The organism is Sphingopyxis sp. L1A2A (assembly GCF_005502465.1).
Lineage (GTDB): Bacteria > Pseudomonadota > Alphaproteobacteria > Sphingomonadales > Sphingomonadaceae > Sphingopyxis.
Window position 1 is genome coordinate 1 of the sequence record NZ_SCOT01000032.1, and the last position, 16,404, is coordinate 16,404.

A 16,404-nucleotide genomic window follows, 5' to 3' on the forward strand; every position below is an offset into this window, starting at 1 on the left:
TTGCAAGGGGGTGGGGGGCGGTTGGGTGGCGCGGTGGCGCCGAAGAGCGAAGGAAACGCGTTATCTGTCGCTTTGGACCGGGGCGCCGTGTCGCCGATGATCGTCAGCCGATGAGGCCGGCATGGCGCGCCTTGTCCGCCAGTTCTGTGCGTGTCGCGGCGCCCATCGTGCGCAGCAGCAGCGATACATGGTTGCGGACGGTGAAGTGCGACAGGGTGAGGTTGCGCGCGATCTGCTTGTTCGACTGTTTTTGCGCGAGCATCGTCAGCACCTCGACCTGGCGGTCGGTCAGCGTGGGGCGCGCGGCGGCGGGCGATGGCATTGCCTGCACCGACGGCCGATCGGGCTTGAGCACGACAAACTCGCCCTTTTGCAGCGCGCGCAGCCCCTCTACCATGCGGTCGGCGCGTACCGATTTGGCGATATAGGCATCGGCGCCATACCCCATCACCCGATCGATCGTGGCGTCGTCGTCGAGCATCGACACGACCGCGATCGAAGACCGCGGGAAGCGGCGGCGCATCATCGGCAGCGTTTCGGCGGGGTCCATCCCTGGAAACAGCAGGTCGACGGTGAACAGCCAGGGCGCTTCGTGGCGGCCGGCGATCCCGAGCATCTCGGCCACCGATCCCGCTTCGCGCAGCGCCATGTCGGGGAAGGCGCCGCCCATAAGCTGAACCAGTCCGCCGCGGAACACCGGATGATCGTCGGCGATGATGATGCTGGGCGTCATCGAATCCGCCATCAATAGCGGGTGATGTCGGGCCACAGGACGCGCTGGCAGCGCGCCTTGGGGTCGGGGGTTTTTGCCGCGAGCGCTTGCCGCAGCGCCGGCAGCGCAGCGACCGCTTGGCGCAGCGCCGCGATGTCGAGGGTGCCGCGCGCGAGTTGCTTGTTGCCGCTGAGCCGGTCGGACGGGCGGATCAGCGTCCAGCCGAGCGTGTCATAACCCGCGGCATAATCGAGCAGGTCGCCGAGCGGCAGCTCGCCATGGCCGTTGTTCTGGTCGTGCGGGCTGTAGGGGAAGATCTGGGTCGCCAGCGCGGTGCCGCCGATGATGCCGTGCGGCCGGACCGGGAAGGGACGCTGCATCGCGATCAGCGCCACCTCGGGCAAGGCGGCGTCGGTACCGACGCGCAGCTTGACCTCGATCTCGCGGTCCGCGATCACGGGTTGGCGCGCGGGGTCCCAGATGTAGGAGAGTTCGAGTTCGAGCGGGCGCCGGACGCGCTGCGGGTCGTAGCCGGCCGCGGTCCAGCGCATGAACCAGCCGCCGCCGGTGGTCGCGCTGGTGTACCCGGCGAGATATTCTTCAAAATCGGCGATGCCGCAGCCGGCTTGGCGGACCCGTTCGATCTCGTCGAGCGGGGTGAACTCCGGCTCGGCGGCGCGGCCGGGCGAGACCGACGGAAGCAGCGCAGTCATCAGGAAGGCAAGCGACACCACGAACAGTTTATGCACGACCATGTTTCCGTTCTTGCCGGGCTGCAATCAGCCGGTGGCGATCATCCTATGGCGACCGGTAGAGCGCCGCCGTGATCGCGATCACAGCCGCACCGTGTATCAGCGCGCGGCGGGCGATGCAGGGCGGGTCCAGCCTTTGCGGTATTTTTCAAACCAGGCGAGGATTGCCGCGGCCTTGGCGGCCGATTGCGAGGGCCGCGCGGCGATGCCGCCGTGGCTGGCGCCGGGCACCTTGATCAGCGCGGTGGGGACGCCGCGCAGGCGCAGCGCGGTATAATATTGCTCGGACTCGCTGACCGGGGTGCGGTAATCCTCGGCCCCGACGACGACGAGCGTCGGGGTTTCGACGTTGCCGACCAGCGACAGCGGCGAGCGCGCCCAGAACAGTTCGGGCTTTTCCCACGGCATCGCGCCGAGCCAGTAGCGGCCGAAAAAGGCGGGGCCGTCGGCGGTCAGCGCCTGCGTCGTCCAGTTGATCACCGGCTTTTGCGTCACCGCAGCCTTGAAGCGCTTCGTCTTGCCGACGATCCAGCTGGTGAGGACGCCGCCGCCCGACCCGCCGGTGACGAACAGCGAATCGGGATCGGCGACCCCGAGTTCGATGGCGCGGTCAACGATGCTGATCAGGTCGAAATAGTCATTGCCCGGATACGCCTTGTCGATCTCGTTCGCGAAGGCGGCGCCATAGCTGGTCGAACCGCGCGGATTGGCCGAGAGGACGGCGTAGCCGGCGGCGGCGTACAGCTGGTTGTCGGTCGAGAAATGCGGGCCATAGGCGGCGAATGGGCCGCCATGGATTTCGAGGATCAGCGGTACCTTGGTGCCCTCGACATGGCCGGGGGGCAGGGTGAGCCAGCCTTCGATCGGCTTGCCGTCGTGGCTGGAGGCGGTGGTGATCTTGCGGACTTCGCCGAGTGATTTCACTTCGCGCAAGCTCCGGTTGAGGTCGGTGAGGACGCGCGTTTTGCCGCCGCTGGTCAGCTGGACTTCGGCCGGGCGGGTCGCGGTGCCGCCGGTGAAGGCAATCGCGTCGGTCGCCGCCACCGAAAAGCTGCCGCCGGTATAGGGCCGGTCGAGCCCGCCGCCCGACACGCCCTTGGCGACGTCGCGCACCGATCCGTCGAGGCCGACGCGCGCCACTTTGGTTTCGCCATGATCGTCATATTGGACATAGACGCCGCCGCTGTCGCTATCCCAGAGGACCGCGTCGGCGCTGTGATCCCAATTGGCGGTCAGGCTGCGGCTGCCCGAGCCGTCGCGGTTCATCACATAAATCTGGGCGTTTTCATAGGCGCGCAGCTTGTCGTCGAAACCGACATAGGCGATTTTCTGGCCATCGGGCGAAACGACGGGATTGCCGTCGGGGCCATCGCGGTCGGTGAGCGCGGTCACCCGGCCGCTGGCGATGGCGAGCGCGTAGATTTCGCCGTCGACCGGATCATTTTGCCAGTCGGGTTTGCGGTTGGCGCCGAAATAGAGCGTCTGCCCGTCGCGCGACCAGCTGAGCGGTCCGCCATCGTGGTAGGGGCCGAAGGTCAGCTGGCGCGGCGCGCCGCCGGTCGCGGGGACGAGGAAGATTTTTTCGAAGCCGGGTTCGAGTTCGCCCTCGCCGTCGGCGCGGTAGGCGAGCAGGTCGTGGACTTCGAGCGGCTCAGCCCAGGTCGCGCCCTCGGGCTTGTTGGGGGGGGCGGTGCCGAATTTCGGGCCTTCGTCCTTAACGAGCATGGTGTAGGCGATCGAGCGGCCGTCGGGCGACCAGGCGAGGCTCGACGGGCTGGTCGGCAGGCCGGTCAGCCGCACCGCCTCGCCGCCCGCCATCCAGCGCACCCACAGCTGCGCGCTGCCGCCCGCGGTCGAGGCATAGGCGAGGCGCTTGCCGTCGGGCGACCAGCGCGGTGAAAAGGCGGCGCCCTGCTGACTGGCCAGCGGGGTTTCATCGCCGGTCGCGGTGTCGATCAGCCAGATGCTGCTCACTGCCTTGTCGGACATGATGTCGTTGGCGCGGCGGACATAAGCGATGCGGCGCCCGTCGGGGCTGATCTGTGGGTCGGCGGCGATGGCGAGGTCGAACAGGTCGGCGCCGGTCAGGCGGCGTTCGGGGGCGGTGCGCGCGCTGCCGACTGCGGCCCCCGAGGTAGCGGCAGTTGGGGCGGCGCCTGTGGTGTCGTCTGGCGCGGCGGGCGCCTCCTGCGCCAAGCTGGGCTGAACCGAAAGCACGAGCAGGCTTGCGCCCAAAATTGCCAGTTTGTGCATGAAAAGTCGCCCCTTTATTGGTGAGAGGGGGCGGGTTTGTACCTTTCGTATCGGCCCGTCAACCGGGCGCGCGGGCGCTAGCGGCGAACCGAGTTTGGCCCATCGCGCGGGGCGCGGAAGGTCGAGGCGAGCACGGCGCCGATGGCGATCGTGGTGACGAGCATCATCGCGACGGCGATGTTGATCCCGCCAACCGCGATCTCGCTGCCGTCGCTGTGGCGCATCGTGCCGCCGTAGAGCGGACTGAGGCTGTAGGCGGCGAGAAAACCAAGCGAGATGATGAAGGCGATGAGCGCGGGAAGCCGCAGCTGGCGGCTGCACCAGATCAGCCACAGGCAGAGCATCGCCAGCGAGCTGTTGGTGAGCAGCTGCCACACCTCGTGCAGCCGCGCGTGGCCCGGCCAGTCGGGATTGACGACATGGGTCACCCCCAATTCGAGAACCGGGGTCAGCACGCCGAAGGGGATCAGGGCGAGGGTGAGGATGATACGGCGCATCGGGCGACTCCAATTGACGCTGTCAATATAGGCAATGGTAATTGACATTGTCAATTACCATTGCAACGTCTGATCGCGATCGTCGCGGCGGGATGTATCGATCCACCCGTGTGAGAGCATCGTCAAAAGGGGATGGCGATGCGCCGATGGCTTGCTCATTGAGCAGGATTATGGCGCCGACGCTCGGCCGTCGATGACCGCGGGAGCCAAAGATGTAACCCGCGGTAACAATCGGCACCTGCCTTCACGCGGCGCGTCAAATCGCCGCGGCAGCGATCGCGCCACAACCTGTGGCGCGGCCAGATTGGCGATATCAAACTTGCGTCATCCGATTGACAGCGTCAATACAAGGGCATGAAACGAGGCCAACATCATGGCGCGCTGCGCCAGCTGCTGATCGATACCGCGCTGGGCCTGCTCGACCGCGATGGGGTCGAGGCGGTGACGATCCGGGCGGTGGCACGGGCGTCGGGGGTGTCGCACGCGGCGCCGGCCAATCATTTTGCCGACCGCCGCGCATTGCTGACCGCGCTCGCCGTCCAATGCTTCATCGATTTGCGCACCGGCGCGTCGGCGGCGCGGGCGGCGGCATCGCCGTCGCCGCGCGCGCGCATCATCGCCTTTGCCGACGCCTATGTCGCTTATGCCTTGGCGCACCCCAATCGATACCGGATGATGTGGCGGATGGACATGCTCGACCCCGGCGACCGCGCGCTGGCCGATCTGGTCGATGGACTATATGCCGGGGTCGAAGAGGATGTCCGGGCGTTGCGCGGCAAGGATGCCCATAATGCCGGCGATGCGACCACGCTGCTGATCGCGCTGAGCAGCGTCGTTCATGGCTATGTCGCGATGCGGATCGACGGCAATTTTGTTGCAGCGATCGATGAGACGAGCGGCAAGCCGCGCCACGAAGCGATCATCGAGCAGATGATCGGCCAATAGCCGCGAACTAACGCTTACCCCGCGACGATTTCCGCGGGCGGATAGGCGTCGGCGGCCGACGGGCAGCTGCCTTGTTTCATCACCCCCGGCTGGCCGGGGGTGAGCCACGTCGACGACTGGAAATCCTCGCCATAGCCGACCCCGTCATAGATACAGACTTCGGGCCGGGTACCATCGGGGGCAATCACCACGGCCCAATTATAGCGATCCTCGGCGCGCCATGCGGCGCCCCAGACGAGGATGCGCCCGCCCGCAACGCGGACGATCGGCAGCCCCAGGCCGTTTTCGGAAAAGTCGATGGTGGCGCGCTGCTTCGCATCGGGAACCGCGGCGGCGATCGCGGCCTTGACCGCGGGGTGATCGAGGAAGCGGTGGCCGTTCACGACATCGAACGGATATTTGCCGACATAGGCATCGAGATTGGTCGTGGCGGCGGCGTCCCTGGCATCGGCCTGTGGGATCATCGCCGCCGTCATCATTGTCATCGCCAAAATTGCTGCCCGCACCACCAAGTTCCTTTTCGTGCCTTTGAAATCGCGATTAAAATATCCATGATCTGCGATGGTTGCAGTGTTCGTGATCACAGCTGCGATCGCGGGAGCCGGGTCAGCCGACGGCGAGGCGGACGGGTTTGGGGGTGAAGGTGCGGACACGGTTGCGGCCGGTGCGCTTGGCTTCATAGAGCGCCTGATCGGCCTCTTGCATCAGCGCCGACAGCCCGGCGCCGGGAACCTCGACGGCGATGCCAAGGCTGGCGGTGGGGACGAGCGCGGCGGGGATGCGGTCGGCGCAGGCGGCGGCGAAGCCGGTGCGGACAGCCTCGGCGAGCTGGCGCGCCGCCTCGATCCCCGCGCCGGGGACGAGCAGCGCAAATTCTTCGCCGCCGATGCGCCCCGCGACCATCTCGGCAGGGCCGATGGCGCGGACATGCGCGCCGAACGCCGCGATGATCATGTCGCCGACGGCATGGCCATAGGTGTCGTTGACGCGTTTGAAATGATCGAGGTCGGCGATCAGCAGCGCGACGGGACGGTCGTCGTCGATGCAGCGGCGCAGCGCCGACCCGGCGCGCGCCTCGAACCCGCGGCGGTTGAGCAGGCCCGACAGATTGTCGTCGTCGACCTGCTGCCGCAGCTCGGCGATATGGTCGATCGCCACCGCGACCATCAGGCTGATCGCCGCAAGGATCGACACCATCGCTTGGCTGAATTGCACCGTGGTCCAGTACACCGACTGCTGAAAACCGTCATAGCTGTCAAAGCCGCCGCCGAGCGACAGCAGCACGATCGGTCGCAGGATCAGGTTGAGCGCCGACAGCGCCGCGACCCAGAACAGCACCCGGTCGATGACATAGCGTTTGTCGAGCGGCCATAGCGCACGGACGACCATCGCGGCGATGATCCCGGCGCCGATGCTGATCGACAGGATGCGGCCACCGATGCTGGGCTGGCCGAGCAGGAACCACAGAAAGACCGCCATCGACGCCGCGCCGGTGACCGCCATCGACCGCCACGGGATCGGCAGACCATAGCGACCGATGATCGCGGCGGCGAACAGCGCGCCGGTGGCGAGGAAGCCGATATTGGCAGGGATGCGATGCAGCTCATAGGGCAGCGCGGGGCCGACATCCAGGATCAGAAAGGCGATCGCGGACGCGGTGTAGGCGCCCGCAGCATAAGCAACATAAAGGTCGCGGCGGTTCAGCCAGAGCAGGAAAAAGGCGACCGCGAACAGCAGGCCGATGCCCGGGTTGAGCAACTGGATGAAAAACTGACCCGACAAAATGCTTGCCTCTCTGCCCCGCAAAGTAGCAGCGCTATGGATAACGAAGTCTTACTTTTCTGTGCGTTAGGTCACAGTAGCCTATAAAGGCACGAGCCGTCAGGCGGTTCCGCGCACGACCAGATGCACCGGAATGCGGGTGCCGCTGCGGGTGCGTTCGTCATCCTCGAGCGCCATCGCGACGAGGGCTTCGCCCGCGGCGTCGAGATCGGGTTCGAGCGTGGTGAGCGCGGGGTCGGCCATCGTCCCGGCGCGGATGCCGTCGAAGCCGATCAGCGCGACGTCCTGCGGCACGCGCCGCCCGGCGTCCTTCAATCCCTGGAGCACGCCGAGCGCGAGCATGTCGCTGGCGGCGAAGATCGCATCGGTGTCGGGATGGGCGGTCAGCAGCGCCTGCACTGCGGCGACGCCCTGCGCGTGGCGGTCGGCGGCGGCGGGCGGCTCGGCGATGATCGCGGTGAGGCCATGCGCGGCCAGCGTCGCGGTGAAGCCGTCGCGGCGTTCGTCGAACTGGCGCTGCGGCGATTGCTGCGGCCCGACAAAGGCGATGCGGCGGCGGCCGGTCTGGATGAAATGGTCGGCGGCGAGCTGGCCGCCCTCGTCATTTTCGCTGCGCATCCAGTGGAACGGGCTGCCCGGGCTGCCCCAACAGACGAAGTCGAGGCCCGACGCCTGCGCCTGCGCGAAATAATCCCAAGCGGCGTGGTTGCTGGTGGTGCCGATGACGATCATCGCGTCGGCGAGCCCCGAGGCGACGAAGTCGGCGCGGAAATTGGCGTCGCTTTCCTGGAACGAGACGAGCAGGTTGAAGCCGCGCGCTGACGTCGCGGCGGCGATGCTGCCGAGCAGGGCGAAGTAGAAGGGGTTGATCGCGCTGCGGTCCTCGCCGGGGCGGCAGATGGTGACGAGCGCGATCGTCTCGCTACTTTTGAGGCGCAGCGACGAGGCGTGGCGGTCGACGACATAACCGAGTTCGCGCGCGGCGGCGGCCACACGGGCGCGGGTTTCGGCGTTGACCCCGGGGGAGTTGCGGAGCGCGCGCGAGACGGTCGATTGCGACACCCCGGCGCGCTCGGCGACGTCGAACGATGTCGGGCGCAGCATCTTTGCGGTCACCTAGGTTTCTCCCCTCTGTCGCCGTCTGTCGCCGCGAGGGGTGGGCTTGTCAATCGGCGAGGCCGTCGAGTGCCAGCAGCGCGAAGGTTGCGAGCCAATGTTCACCCATATAGTCGCCGGTGACATGCGGCAGCGCGGCGGCGAGGTGGCGCTCTGCGGCGGCTTCGGCGACGGGGGTGACGGGGTGGTCGGGACCGAGCGTCGCGGCGATGGCGCGCCAGTTCCAGGCGCGGCTGAGGTTCAGGCCGTCGAGATGCGCGATCTTGCCGTCGCTGCGGTCGGACACGGTGGCGGGGGTGAAGAGGGTGGCGGCTTGCTGGTCGGCGGCGCGGGGGAGGAAGGCGTCGAACCAGGCGGCGAAATCGGTGCCCAAGACCGCGGCCATCAGCTGCGCTTCGCTGAGTGCGGAGGAGAGGAATTCGTCGCCGCCGGGCTCCCACGCCTGACAGTCGCGGTCCCGGCCGAACCAGTCGCGGGCGCGGGCGTCGATCAGCGCGACGAGCGCGGGGTCGCGAGGTTCGGCCCAGTCGCGCGTGAGGAGGAGCGCGAAGGCGATGTTGAAATGGGTGCCGACGCGCAACGGATAGGTGAGCTTGGGCAGGAAGGCGTGGAACCGCGCGGCGAAGGCTGCGGCGAGGGGGGCGAGCGCCGCGGCCCAAGGGGCGTTATGGGCTTCGGTCTCGGCATGAAGAGCGAGGAGCCAGGCCCAGCCATAGGGGCGCTCAAACCCCGCGGCATAGGGGCGCGACAGAAAGGCGAGTTCGCCCGCGACCTTGTCGGGAACCAGCATGGCGTCGGCGCGGGCGCGGATGTCCGCGGCGATGGGGAGATCCGGGAAGCGGCGCGCGAGGCGGAGAATCTGCCACCAGCCGTGGACGCAGCTGTGCCAGTCGAAGCTGCCATGAAAGATCGGGTGGTGGTCGCGTGGGGGCTTGGCGTCTTCGGGGCCGTTCAGGACGAGGTCCATCTTGTAGGGATATTCGCGGCCGAGGTGGGAGAGGGTGGCGGCGGCGAAGCGGGCGGCGTGGTCGGGGGTGAGGGTCATGACGGCATCCTAATCAACTCGGTCCTCCCTGTCGCGTAGCGATGGGGAGGTGGCAGCGCGGAGCGCTGACGGAGGGGCTGTGGCGCGGCCCCTCCACCACGCGCTTCGCGCGCGGTCCCCCTCCCCATGGCTTCGCCACAGGGAGGATTTAGAAAGCAAACAACCAGATGAAGACGATATTCACCGCCAGCAACGGCAGCGCGGTGCCGATCTGCGCCTTGATCACGCCATAGGGGTTTTTGAGTTCGAGCAGCGCCGCGGGGACGAGGTTGAAGTTCGCCGCCATCGGGGTCATCAGCGTGCCGCAGAAGCCCGCGAGCATGCCGATCGCCGCGACGACCGCGGGGTCGCCGCCATATTGCTTGATCAGCAAGGGCATACCCACCGCGGCGAGCATCACCGGGAAGGCGGCGAAGGCGTTGCCCATGACCATCGTGAACAGCGCCATGCCGAGCCCGAAGGCGAGGACGGCGCCGAACAGGCTGCCCTGCGGGATCGCGGTGCCGATAAGGTCGCCGACGACCTCGCCGACCCCGGCGAGCGCGAACACCGCGCCGAGGCTGGCGAGCATCTGCGGCAGGATCGCCGCCCAGCCGACCGCGTCGAGCAGGCGGCGGCCTTGCTGCGCGGGGAGGAGGAGCGGCGGTTTGAGGCGCGCCATGCCAACCGCAAGCGCGATGAGCACGCCGAGGGCGAGCGAGATCAGCGTCGCCTGTTTGGGGTCGGCGAGGCCGGGGAGCCATTTGAATAAAAAGGTACCCGCGAGCGCGGCGGCGGGAATGATCAGCGCGACGAGGAGGAGGAAGGGGCCATGCTTTGCGGCGCGTGTCGCCTGCACGTCGGCGGGGACATCGCCGCCGGGGGCGCGGCCGATCTGGCCCGTGCCGGCAATCGCGACGAGCGCGAGGACGAGCAGGCCGTTGCCGAAATCGCCAAGATAATCGCCGCCGAGCATCGACAGCGCGAGCAATCCCCAGAAGGCGGCGTTGCCGAAGCGTTTGGGGTTGCTGCGGTCCAGCGCGCCGAGCACCGCGAACAGCGCGAAGGTCAGGCCCGCGAGGACGTAAACGAAGCCGAGGGTGATCATGCCGCCGCCTCCGTCTTGGCCGCCATGCGCCGGTCGAGGCGGCGGAGGCGAAAGCCGTGGATCAGGAAGGCGGCGATCGCGGTCGGGATTGCCCAGAGCGAGAAATGCAGCGGCTCGATCTGATAGCCATAGCCTTCGAGCACGCCCTTCATCAGCAGGATCGAACCGATGGCGAGGAAGATATCTTCGCCGAAAAACAGCCCGATATTGTCGGTCGCGGCGGCGTGCGCCTTGACCTCTTCGCGCTGGTCGTCGGTGAGCGCGGGGTTCGCGGCCTCGGCGGCGGCTTCGGCCATGGGGGCTACGAGCGGACGAACGGTCTGGGCGTGGCCCGCGACCGAGGTGAGGCCGACAGCGGCCATGCCCTGACGGAGCAAGAGATAGCCGGTGAGCAGGCGGCCGAGCGTCGCGCCCTTCATGCGGCCGATCAGGGTGCGCGCGTGCTGCTGGAGGCCATAGGCTTCGAGCAGACCGATGACGGGGAGGACGATCCAGATGATCGAGACATAACGCGTGTCGTTGAACGCCTTGCCAAAGGCGGCGATAATCGCGGCGATATCGAGCCCCGCGGCGAGCCCGGTGGCGAGCGCCGAGGCCATGATGACGAGCAGCGGATTGAAGCGCAGCACGAAGCCCGCGATGATGATGAGGATGCCGATCAGGACGAGCATGGGTTACGCTCTTTCTTCGTCATTCCCGCGAAAGCGGGAACCCGGTTGCAACGGTTGCTCGCTGGGTCCCCGCTTTCGCGGGAATGACGAAGTTTTGGGCGGTCCCGATTGCAAATTATTCCTCCCCCGATTTTCCGTAGCCGCCGCCGCCGGGCGTTTCGATCACGAAGGCATCGCCCGCAGCAAGGTCGGCGCTGCCGGTAGCGCCGAGCGCTTCGGTCGTGCCGTCGGCGCGTTCGACCCAGTTGCGCCCCGGGGTGGCGTCGGCGCCGCCCGCGAGGCCGCTGGGCGCGATCCTGCGGCGATTGGCGAGGATGTTCGCGGCCATCGGCTCGCGGAAGCGGATGCGGCGGGTGGCGCCGTCGCCGCCCGTCCATTGGCCTGCGCCGCCGGAACCTTTGCGGATCGCAAATTCCTCGACGATCACCGGGAAGCGCGCCTCCATCACCTCGGGGTCGGTCATCCGGCTGTTGGTCATATGCGTCTGGATGACGCTGGTGCCGTTGAAGCCGGGACCGGCGCCCGAGCCGCCGGCGATCGTTTCATAATATTGGTGGGCGTCGTTGCCGAAGGTGAAATTGTTCATCGTCCCCTGTGCTGGCGCCATCGCGCCGAAGGCGGCGAACAGCGCGTCGGTGATGACCTGGCTGGTTTCGACATTGCCCGCGACGACCGCGGCGGGATAGCTGGGCGAGAGCATCGAGTCTTCGGGAACGATCAGCGTGACGGGGGCGAGGCAGCCTTCGTTCATCGGGATCGGGTCGTCGAGCATCGTGCGCAGGACGTAGAGGACGGCGGCGCGGACGACAGGGAGCGGTGCGTTGAAATTGTCGGGCAGGGTGGCGCTGGAGCCGGTGAAGTCGATGGTGACGTGGCGCGCATCGCGATCGACCGTCACCGCGACGACGACCTCGGCGCCATTGTCCATCGCGTAGCGAAATTGGCCGTCGCCGAGCCGCGCGAGGAGCTGGCGGACCGCGGCTTCGGCCTGATCCTGACCGTGCACCATATAGGCGGCGACGGTCGCCGCGCCGTGCGCGGCGGAGAGGTCGGCGAGCGCGCTGGCGCCGCGCTGGCAGGCGGCGACCTGCGCCTTCAGATCGGCGATGTTGAGCGCGGGGTTGCGCGCCGGGAAGGGGCTATCGATCAGATGCGCGGCGATCGCGGCGTCGCGGAAATGTCCGTCGTCGACGAGGAGGATATTGTCGAAGATGATGCCTTCGTCCTCGATGCTGCGGCTGTTCGGCGGCATCGATCCCGGCGCGATGCCGCCAAGGTCGGCGTGATGGCCGCGCGCGGCGACAAAAAAGGCGGGGGCAGGCTGATCGGCGACGAACACCGGCATGATGACGGTGATGTCGGGGAGGTGGGTGCCGCCGTCGTAGGGAGCGTTAAGCGCGTAAGCGTCGCCGCGCCTCAGGCCGCGTCCGTCGCGCGGGATGCCGTCCGCCCCGGACCCGCGCTGGCGCAATATGGTGCGCACGCTTTCGCCCATCGAGCCGAGGTGGACGGGCATATGCGGGGCGTTGGCGACGAGGCGGCCGGTGCCGTCGAAGATCGCGCAGGAAAAGTCGAGCCGCTCGCGGATGTTGATCGACGAGGCGCTGTGCTGCAGCGCGCCGCCCATTTCCTCGGCGATCGCCATGAACAGGCTGTTGAAGATTTCGAGGCGGACGGGGTCGGGTTCGGATTGATCCTCCCCATTGCCTTGCGATGGGGAGGGGGACCGCCCGAAGGATGGTGGAGGGGTCGAGAGCGCCGCGCTCGCTTCGCTCGCGACCCCTCCGTCAGCCCCTGCGGGGCTGCCACCTCCCCATCGCGAGTCGATGGGGAGGATCGTCGAGGCCTTGCTGAGCCGCAACGTGCCCTCATGCTCCACGATCGCCGTCCACCCCGGTTCGACCACCGTTGTGGAAAGTGCGTCGATGATGATCGCGGGACCGGGGATGTCGCGGTCCGGCGCGAGGTTGACGCGCTGGTGGAGCGGGACAGCGTGCGATGCCCCGGCGAGCCAAGTGGTGACGGTTTCGGGGGCGGTTTCGGCGCCGGGCGCAGGGGGTGGCAGCGTCGCCTGCGCGTCGCTCGCCTCGGTCAGTTCGACGCGGATGCGGTCGACGACGAGGTTGTTGTGCGGGGCGTAGCCGAAGCGTTGGCGGAAGGCGGCGGCGAAGGCGGTGGCGACGTCTGCAGGCGGCGCGAGCGGCAGTTCGATCGCATTGTCGCTGTCGGCGAGGCGGACGAACAGCAGGGTTTCGCGGCTGGTGTCGGCGCCAGGCGTCAGGTCGGCGCGTGCTTGCGCGGATAGCTCGGTTTCGACCGCGGCGAGGGCGGCGGTGCAATCGGCGTCGAGCGTCAACGCCAGCGTGCGTTCGCGGATCGCCGACGGGCGCGCGAGCCCCATGCCATAGGCCGAGAGTACCCCGGCGAGCGGGTGGAGGAGGATTTCATCGACCCCGAGCGCGTCGGCGACGAGGCAGACATGCTGGCCCGCGGCGCCGCCGAAGCCGACGAGGCTGTAGCCCTGTGTCACATCATGGCCGCGCGCGATGGTGATGCGTTTGATTGCGTTTGCCATCTGCTGGACCGCGATGCTCAGCAGGCCTTCGGCGAGGGCGGCGGGGGTGATGTTGCCGACTTCGGCGGCCATGGCGGCGAATTTTCGTGCGACGACATCGCGGTCGAGCGGCTGGTCGCCGCGCGGGCCAAAGAGTTTGGGGAAATGATCGGGCTGGATCTTGCCGAGCAGGACGTTGCAGTCGGTGACCGTCAATGGCCCGCCGCGGCCATAGGCGGCGGGGCCGGGATTCGCCCCCGCGCTTTCGGGGCCGACCGACAGCCGCGCGCCGTCCCAGCGGCAGATCGAGCCTCCCCCGGCGGCAACGGTATGAATACGCAGCATCGGGGCGCGGATGCGCGTGCCCGCAACGATCGTTTCATTGTCGCGCTCGAGGCGTCCGGCATAGTGGCTGACGTCGGTCGAGGTGCCCCCCATGTCGAAGCCGATCAGGCGGGTCTTGCCGAGCGGCGCGGCGCTGCCGACCATGCCGACGATGCCGCCCGCGGGCCCGGAGAGGATTGCATCGCGGCCGTGGAAAGCGGCGGCGGAGGCAAGGCCGCCCGAGCTTTTCATGAACTGCGGGTCGACGCCGTCTCCGAGTTGCGCGACGAATTGCCGGACATAATGGTGGAGGACGGGCGAGAGATAGGCGTCGGCGAGCGTCGTGTCGCCGCGGCCGATCAGCTTGATCAGCGCGCTGACATCGTGGCTGGTCGAGATTTGGGTGAAGCCGAGGTCGGCGGCGATGGCGGCGAGGCGCTGTTCGTGGTCGGGGTAGCGGTAGCCGTGCATCAGCACGATCGCGATGCTGGTGAGGCCGCGGTCGCGCGCGGATTGCAGCGCGGCGCGCGCGGCATCCTCGTCGAGCGGGGTCAGGATTTCGCCGCCGGGGCCGACGCGCTCGGCGATCTCCGCAACCGCAGCGTGCGGGGGCGGGATGCGGTCGAGGCGGCGGGCGAACAAGTCGGGGCGGTCCTGATAGCCGATGGTCAGCGCGTCGCCGAAGCCGCGGGTGATCGCGAGCAGCGTTGGTTCGCCCTTGCGTTCGAGCAGCGCGTTGGTGGCCACCGTGCTGCCCATGCGGATCGCGAGCGGCGGCAGCGCGCCGCCCGCCGCACCGGTCAGGTCGCGGATCGCGCCGACCGCGGCGTCGCCGGGACGCGCGGGGTCTTCGCTGAGATATTTGGTGGTGACGACAACGCCGTCGGGCGACCGCGCGACGACATCGGTAAAGGTGCCGCCGCGGTCGATCCAGATCTGCCAGCGGTCGTCAGTTTGCAGGGCCATTGTCCGGCCAGCGAATGACGATGGCGAGGCTGTTGTCAACCGCGCTGCGTTGCCAGCTGCCCTTCAGCTGCCGTTCGATCAGCGAGCGGATGAAGTGGGTGCCAAAGCTCTCGCTGTCGATCTGCGGGGTTTCGGGCAGGCCGCTTTCGGTCCAGCTGAGCTCGATATCGCCGCCGTCGCGGCGCCAGCCGACGACGAGGTCGCCGTGCCCCGCGAGCGCGCCATATTTGATGCTGTTGGTCACGAATTCGTGGATCGCGAGCGACAGCGCCTGCGCGCCTTCGTCGTCGAGGCTGACGTCGGGGCCAGTGGTCGCGGCGAGCCGGTCGGGCGACCAGCCGGCGAGTTCGAGTTCGCGGCGGACGATCTTGCCCAGTTCGACGCTGTCGACGGCGCCGGTGACCAGCATCTGCTTGGCGTCGGACAGCGCGCGCATACGGCCGTCGAACTTGGTCTCGAATTCCTCGAGGCTGGACGATTCGCGCAAGGTGATCCGCGCCAGCGCGCCGATGCGCGCAAAGGCGTTTTTCATCCGGTGCGCCATTTCGCCGATCATCAATTCGCGGTCTTCGGCGTGGCGGGCCTTTTCCTCGGCCAGCCGCTGCAGCGTGCCGACGCGGCGTTGCTGGACGCGGTGGAGCTGGGTCGCGAGCAGCGCCAGCGCGACGCCGAAGAGCAGGATGCCGAGCGGGCGGCCGAGCCGTTCGAGCAAGCGGCCATAGGATATCCGCATCGTCCATTGGCGGTCGGCGACGCGCAGCACCTGCTGATGCGCGTCCCAGCCCATCGCGCCCTTGCGAAAGACGAGCGGCGCCGCGGGGCCTTCGCCGGCATAGACCTCGATCCCGTCGATGCCATCGAGCTGTGACCCGAGCACCGCTTTCATCATGTCGTGGGTGCGGAAGGGCGCATAGACGAACCCCTCGACCGCGCGGGTGCCGGGCGCGGTCGCGAGCGTGTCGGGGTTGGTGCCAACCGGGCTGCGGGCATAGACCGGAAGGTAGATCAGGAACCCCGGCTGCTTGACCTTTGACGCCTTTTCCTGCGCCAGCTGGACGATGCCGCTTGCGGCGGGCTGGCCGGTTTGCCACGCGCGGCGCATCGCGGCGCGGCGCGTCGGTTCGCTGTACATGTCGAAACCGAGCGCGGCATTGCGGCGCGGGGTATAGGGTTCGACCAGCACCACGGCAAAACCGATCGGCTGATCGGTCGTCGGCCACACCTTGATATCGCGGCTGTAATTTTCGCGCAGCTTGGCTTCGAGCGCGGCGGGCGTTCCGGCGCGCATCGCGGCCGCGATGCCGACGCCTTCCATGCCCGGCGCCTGCACCTGTGGCTGGAGCGCGGCGAGATAGGCGCGGATGCCGGGACCGCTGGCGGCGCTGTCGGACTGATAGAGGGCACGCACGCCCTTCAGCACCGCGACATGATCGTGCAGCCGCATGTTGACCTGGGTTGCGACGCGCTCGGCCTGTTCGGCCTCGTCCGACTGGTTGTAGAAAAAGCTGGCGGCGGCGGCGGCGGCGGCGGCGAGCAGGATGACCAAGCCGACAAACCGGACGAGCAACGCCAACAGCCGATCAGCCCATGAATTCGGGCGCATTGAGTTCAGTCCTGCCTGCTGGCTGCCGCAGCAGCGCCCCCCTCGCGGTCCCGATGTTCCACGCCGCGCAGCCGATAGCAAGAATATTTCGTGCAAG

The 16,404-nt window shown here is 67.9% G+C and carries 13 protein-coding genes; 1 reads left to right on the forward strand and 12 read right to left on the reverse strand.

All coding sequences use genetic code 11. The annotated features are described in order from the left end of the window. Positions 1-103: 103 nt before the first annotated feature. The 4 genes from FFS68_RS14475 to FFS68_RS14490 all read right to left on the reverse strand — a co-directional run bounded on the left by FFS68_RS14475 (position 104) and on the right by FFS68_RS14490 (position 4,214). Positions 104-733, reverse strand: coding sequence for a response regulator transcription factor (locus FFS68_RS14475; RefSeq protein WP_171003896.1), 630 nt, complete (start codon positions 731-733; stop codon positions 104-106). Positions 734-744: 11 nt separating this feature from the next. Beyond that, entirely contained in the window at positions 745-1,467 is a 723-nt protein-coding gene (locus FFS68_RS14480) for a hypothetical protein (RefSeq protein ID WP_137753904.1), read from the reverse strand. A 96-nt stretch (positions 1,468-1,563) separates the two neighbouring features. Next, complete coding sequence (locus FFS68_RS14485) at positions 1,564-3,717, reverse strand: S9 family peptidase (RefSeq protein ID WP_137753905.1); 2,154 nt, start codon at positions 3,715-3,717, stop codon at positions 1,564-1,566. A 77-nt stretch (positions 3,718-3,794) separates the two neighbouring features. Next, positions 3,795-4,214, reverse strand: coding sequence for a hypothetical protein (locus FFS68_RS14490; protein ID WP_137753906.1), 420 nt, complete (start codon positions 4,212-4,214; stop codon positions 3,795-3,797). 354 nt (positions 4,215-4,568) lie between these two features. On the opposite strand from FFS68_RS14490, the gene FFS68_RS14495 reads away from it, so the two are divergent. Further along, positions 4,569-5,159, forward strand: coding sequence for a TetR/AcrR family transcriptional regulator (locus tag FFS68_RS14495; protein WP_137753907.1), 591 nt, complete (start codon positions 4,569-4,571; stop codon positions 5,157-5,159). 14 nt (positions 5,160-5,173) lie between these two features. On the opposite strand, the gene FFS68_RS14500 is transcribed toward FFS68_RS14495, so the two are convergent. The 8 genes from FFS68_RS14500 to FFS68_RS14535 form a co-directional block, all read right to left on the reverse strand. After that, the gene (locus FFS68_RS14500) at positions 5,174-5,644 is read right to left on the reverse strand and encodes a hypothetical protein (RefSeq protein ID WP_137753908.1); all 471 of its coding nucleotides are present in this window, start codon (positions 5,642-5,644) and stop codon (positions 5,174-5,176) included. Between the two features lie 121 nt (positions 5,645-5,765). Then, positions 5,766-6,941 carry a GGDEF domain-containing protein gene (locus FFS68_RS14505; RefSeq protein WP_137753909.1) on the reverse strand — a complete coding sequence of 392 codons (1,176 nt, stop codon included), beginning with the start codon at positions 6,939-6,941 and terminating at the stop codon, positions 5,766-5,768. Between the two features lie 99 nt (positions 6,942-7,040). Continuing rightward, positions 7,041-8,057, reverse strand: coding sequence for a substrate-binding domain-containing protein (locus FFS68_RS14510; RefSeq protein WP_137753910.1), 1,017 nt, complete (start codon positions 8,055-8,057; stop codon positions 7,041-7,043). Positions 8,058-8,106: 49 nt separating this feature from the next. Next, on the reverse strand, positions 8,107-9,102 hold the full coding sequence (locus tag FFS68_RS14515; protein ID WP_137753911.1) for a DUF2891 domain-containing protein: 996 nt from the start codon (positions 9,100-9,102) through the stop codon (positions 8,107-8,109). Positions 9,103-9,250: 148 nt separating this feature from the next. Then, complete coding sequence (locus FFS68_RS14520; RefSeq protein ID WP_137753912.1) at positions 9,251-10,189, reverse strand: DUF979 domain-containing protein; 939 nt, start codon at positions 10,187-10,189, stop codon at positions 9,251-9,253. Next, positions 10,186-10,860 carry a DUF969 domain-containing protein gene (locus FFS68_RS14525; protein WP_137753913.1) on the reverse strand — a complete coding sequence of 225 codons (675 nt, stop codon included), beginning with the start codon at positions 10,858-10,860 and terminating at the stop codon, positions 10,186-10,188. The genes FFS68_RS14520 and FFS68_RS14525 overlap by 4 nt, the downstream gene beginning before the upstream one ends. A 115-nt stretch (positions 10,861-10,975) precedes the next feature. Further along, positions 10,976-14,704, reverse strand: a complete 3,729-nt coding sequence (locus FFS68_RS14530) for a hydantoinase B/oxoprolinase family protein (protein WP_137753914.1) — start codon at positions 14,702-14,704, stop codon at positions 10,976-10,978. Next, on the reverse strand, positions 14,688-16,307 hold the full coding sequence (locus FFS68_RS14535) for a CHASE domain-containing protein (RefSeq protein ID WP_137753915.1): 1,620 nt from the start codon (positions 16,305-16,307) through the stop codon (positions 14,688-14,690). The genes FFS68_RS14530 and FFS68_RS14535 overlap by 17 nt, the downstream gene beginning before the upstream one ends. Between the last annotated feature and the right edge of the window lie 97 nt (positions 16,308-16,404).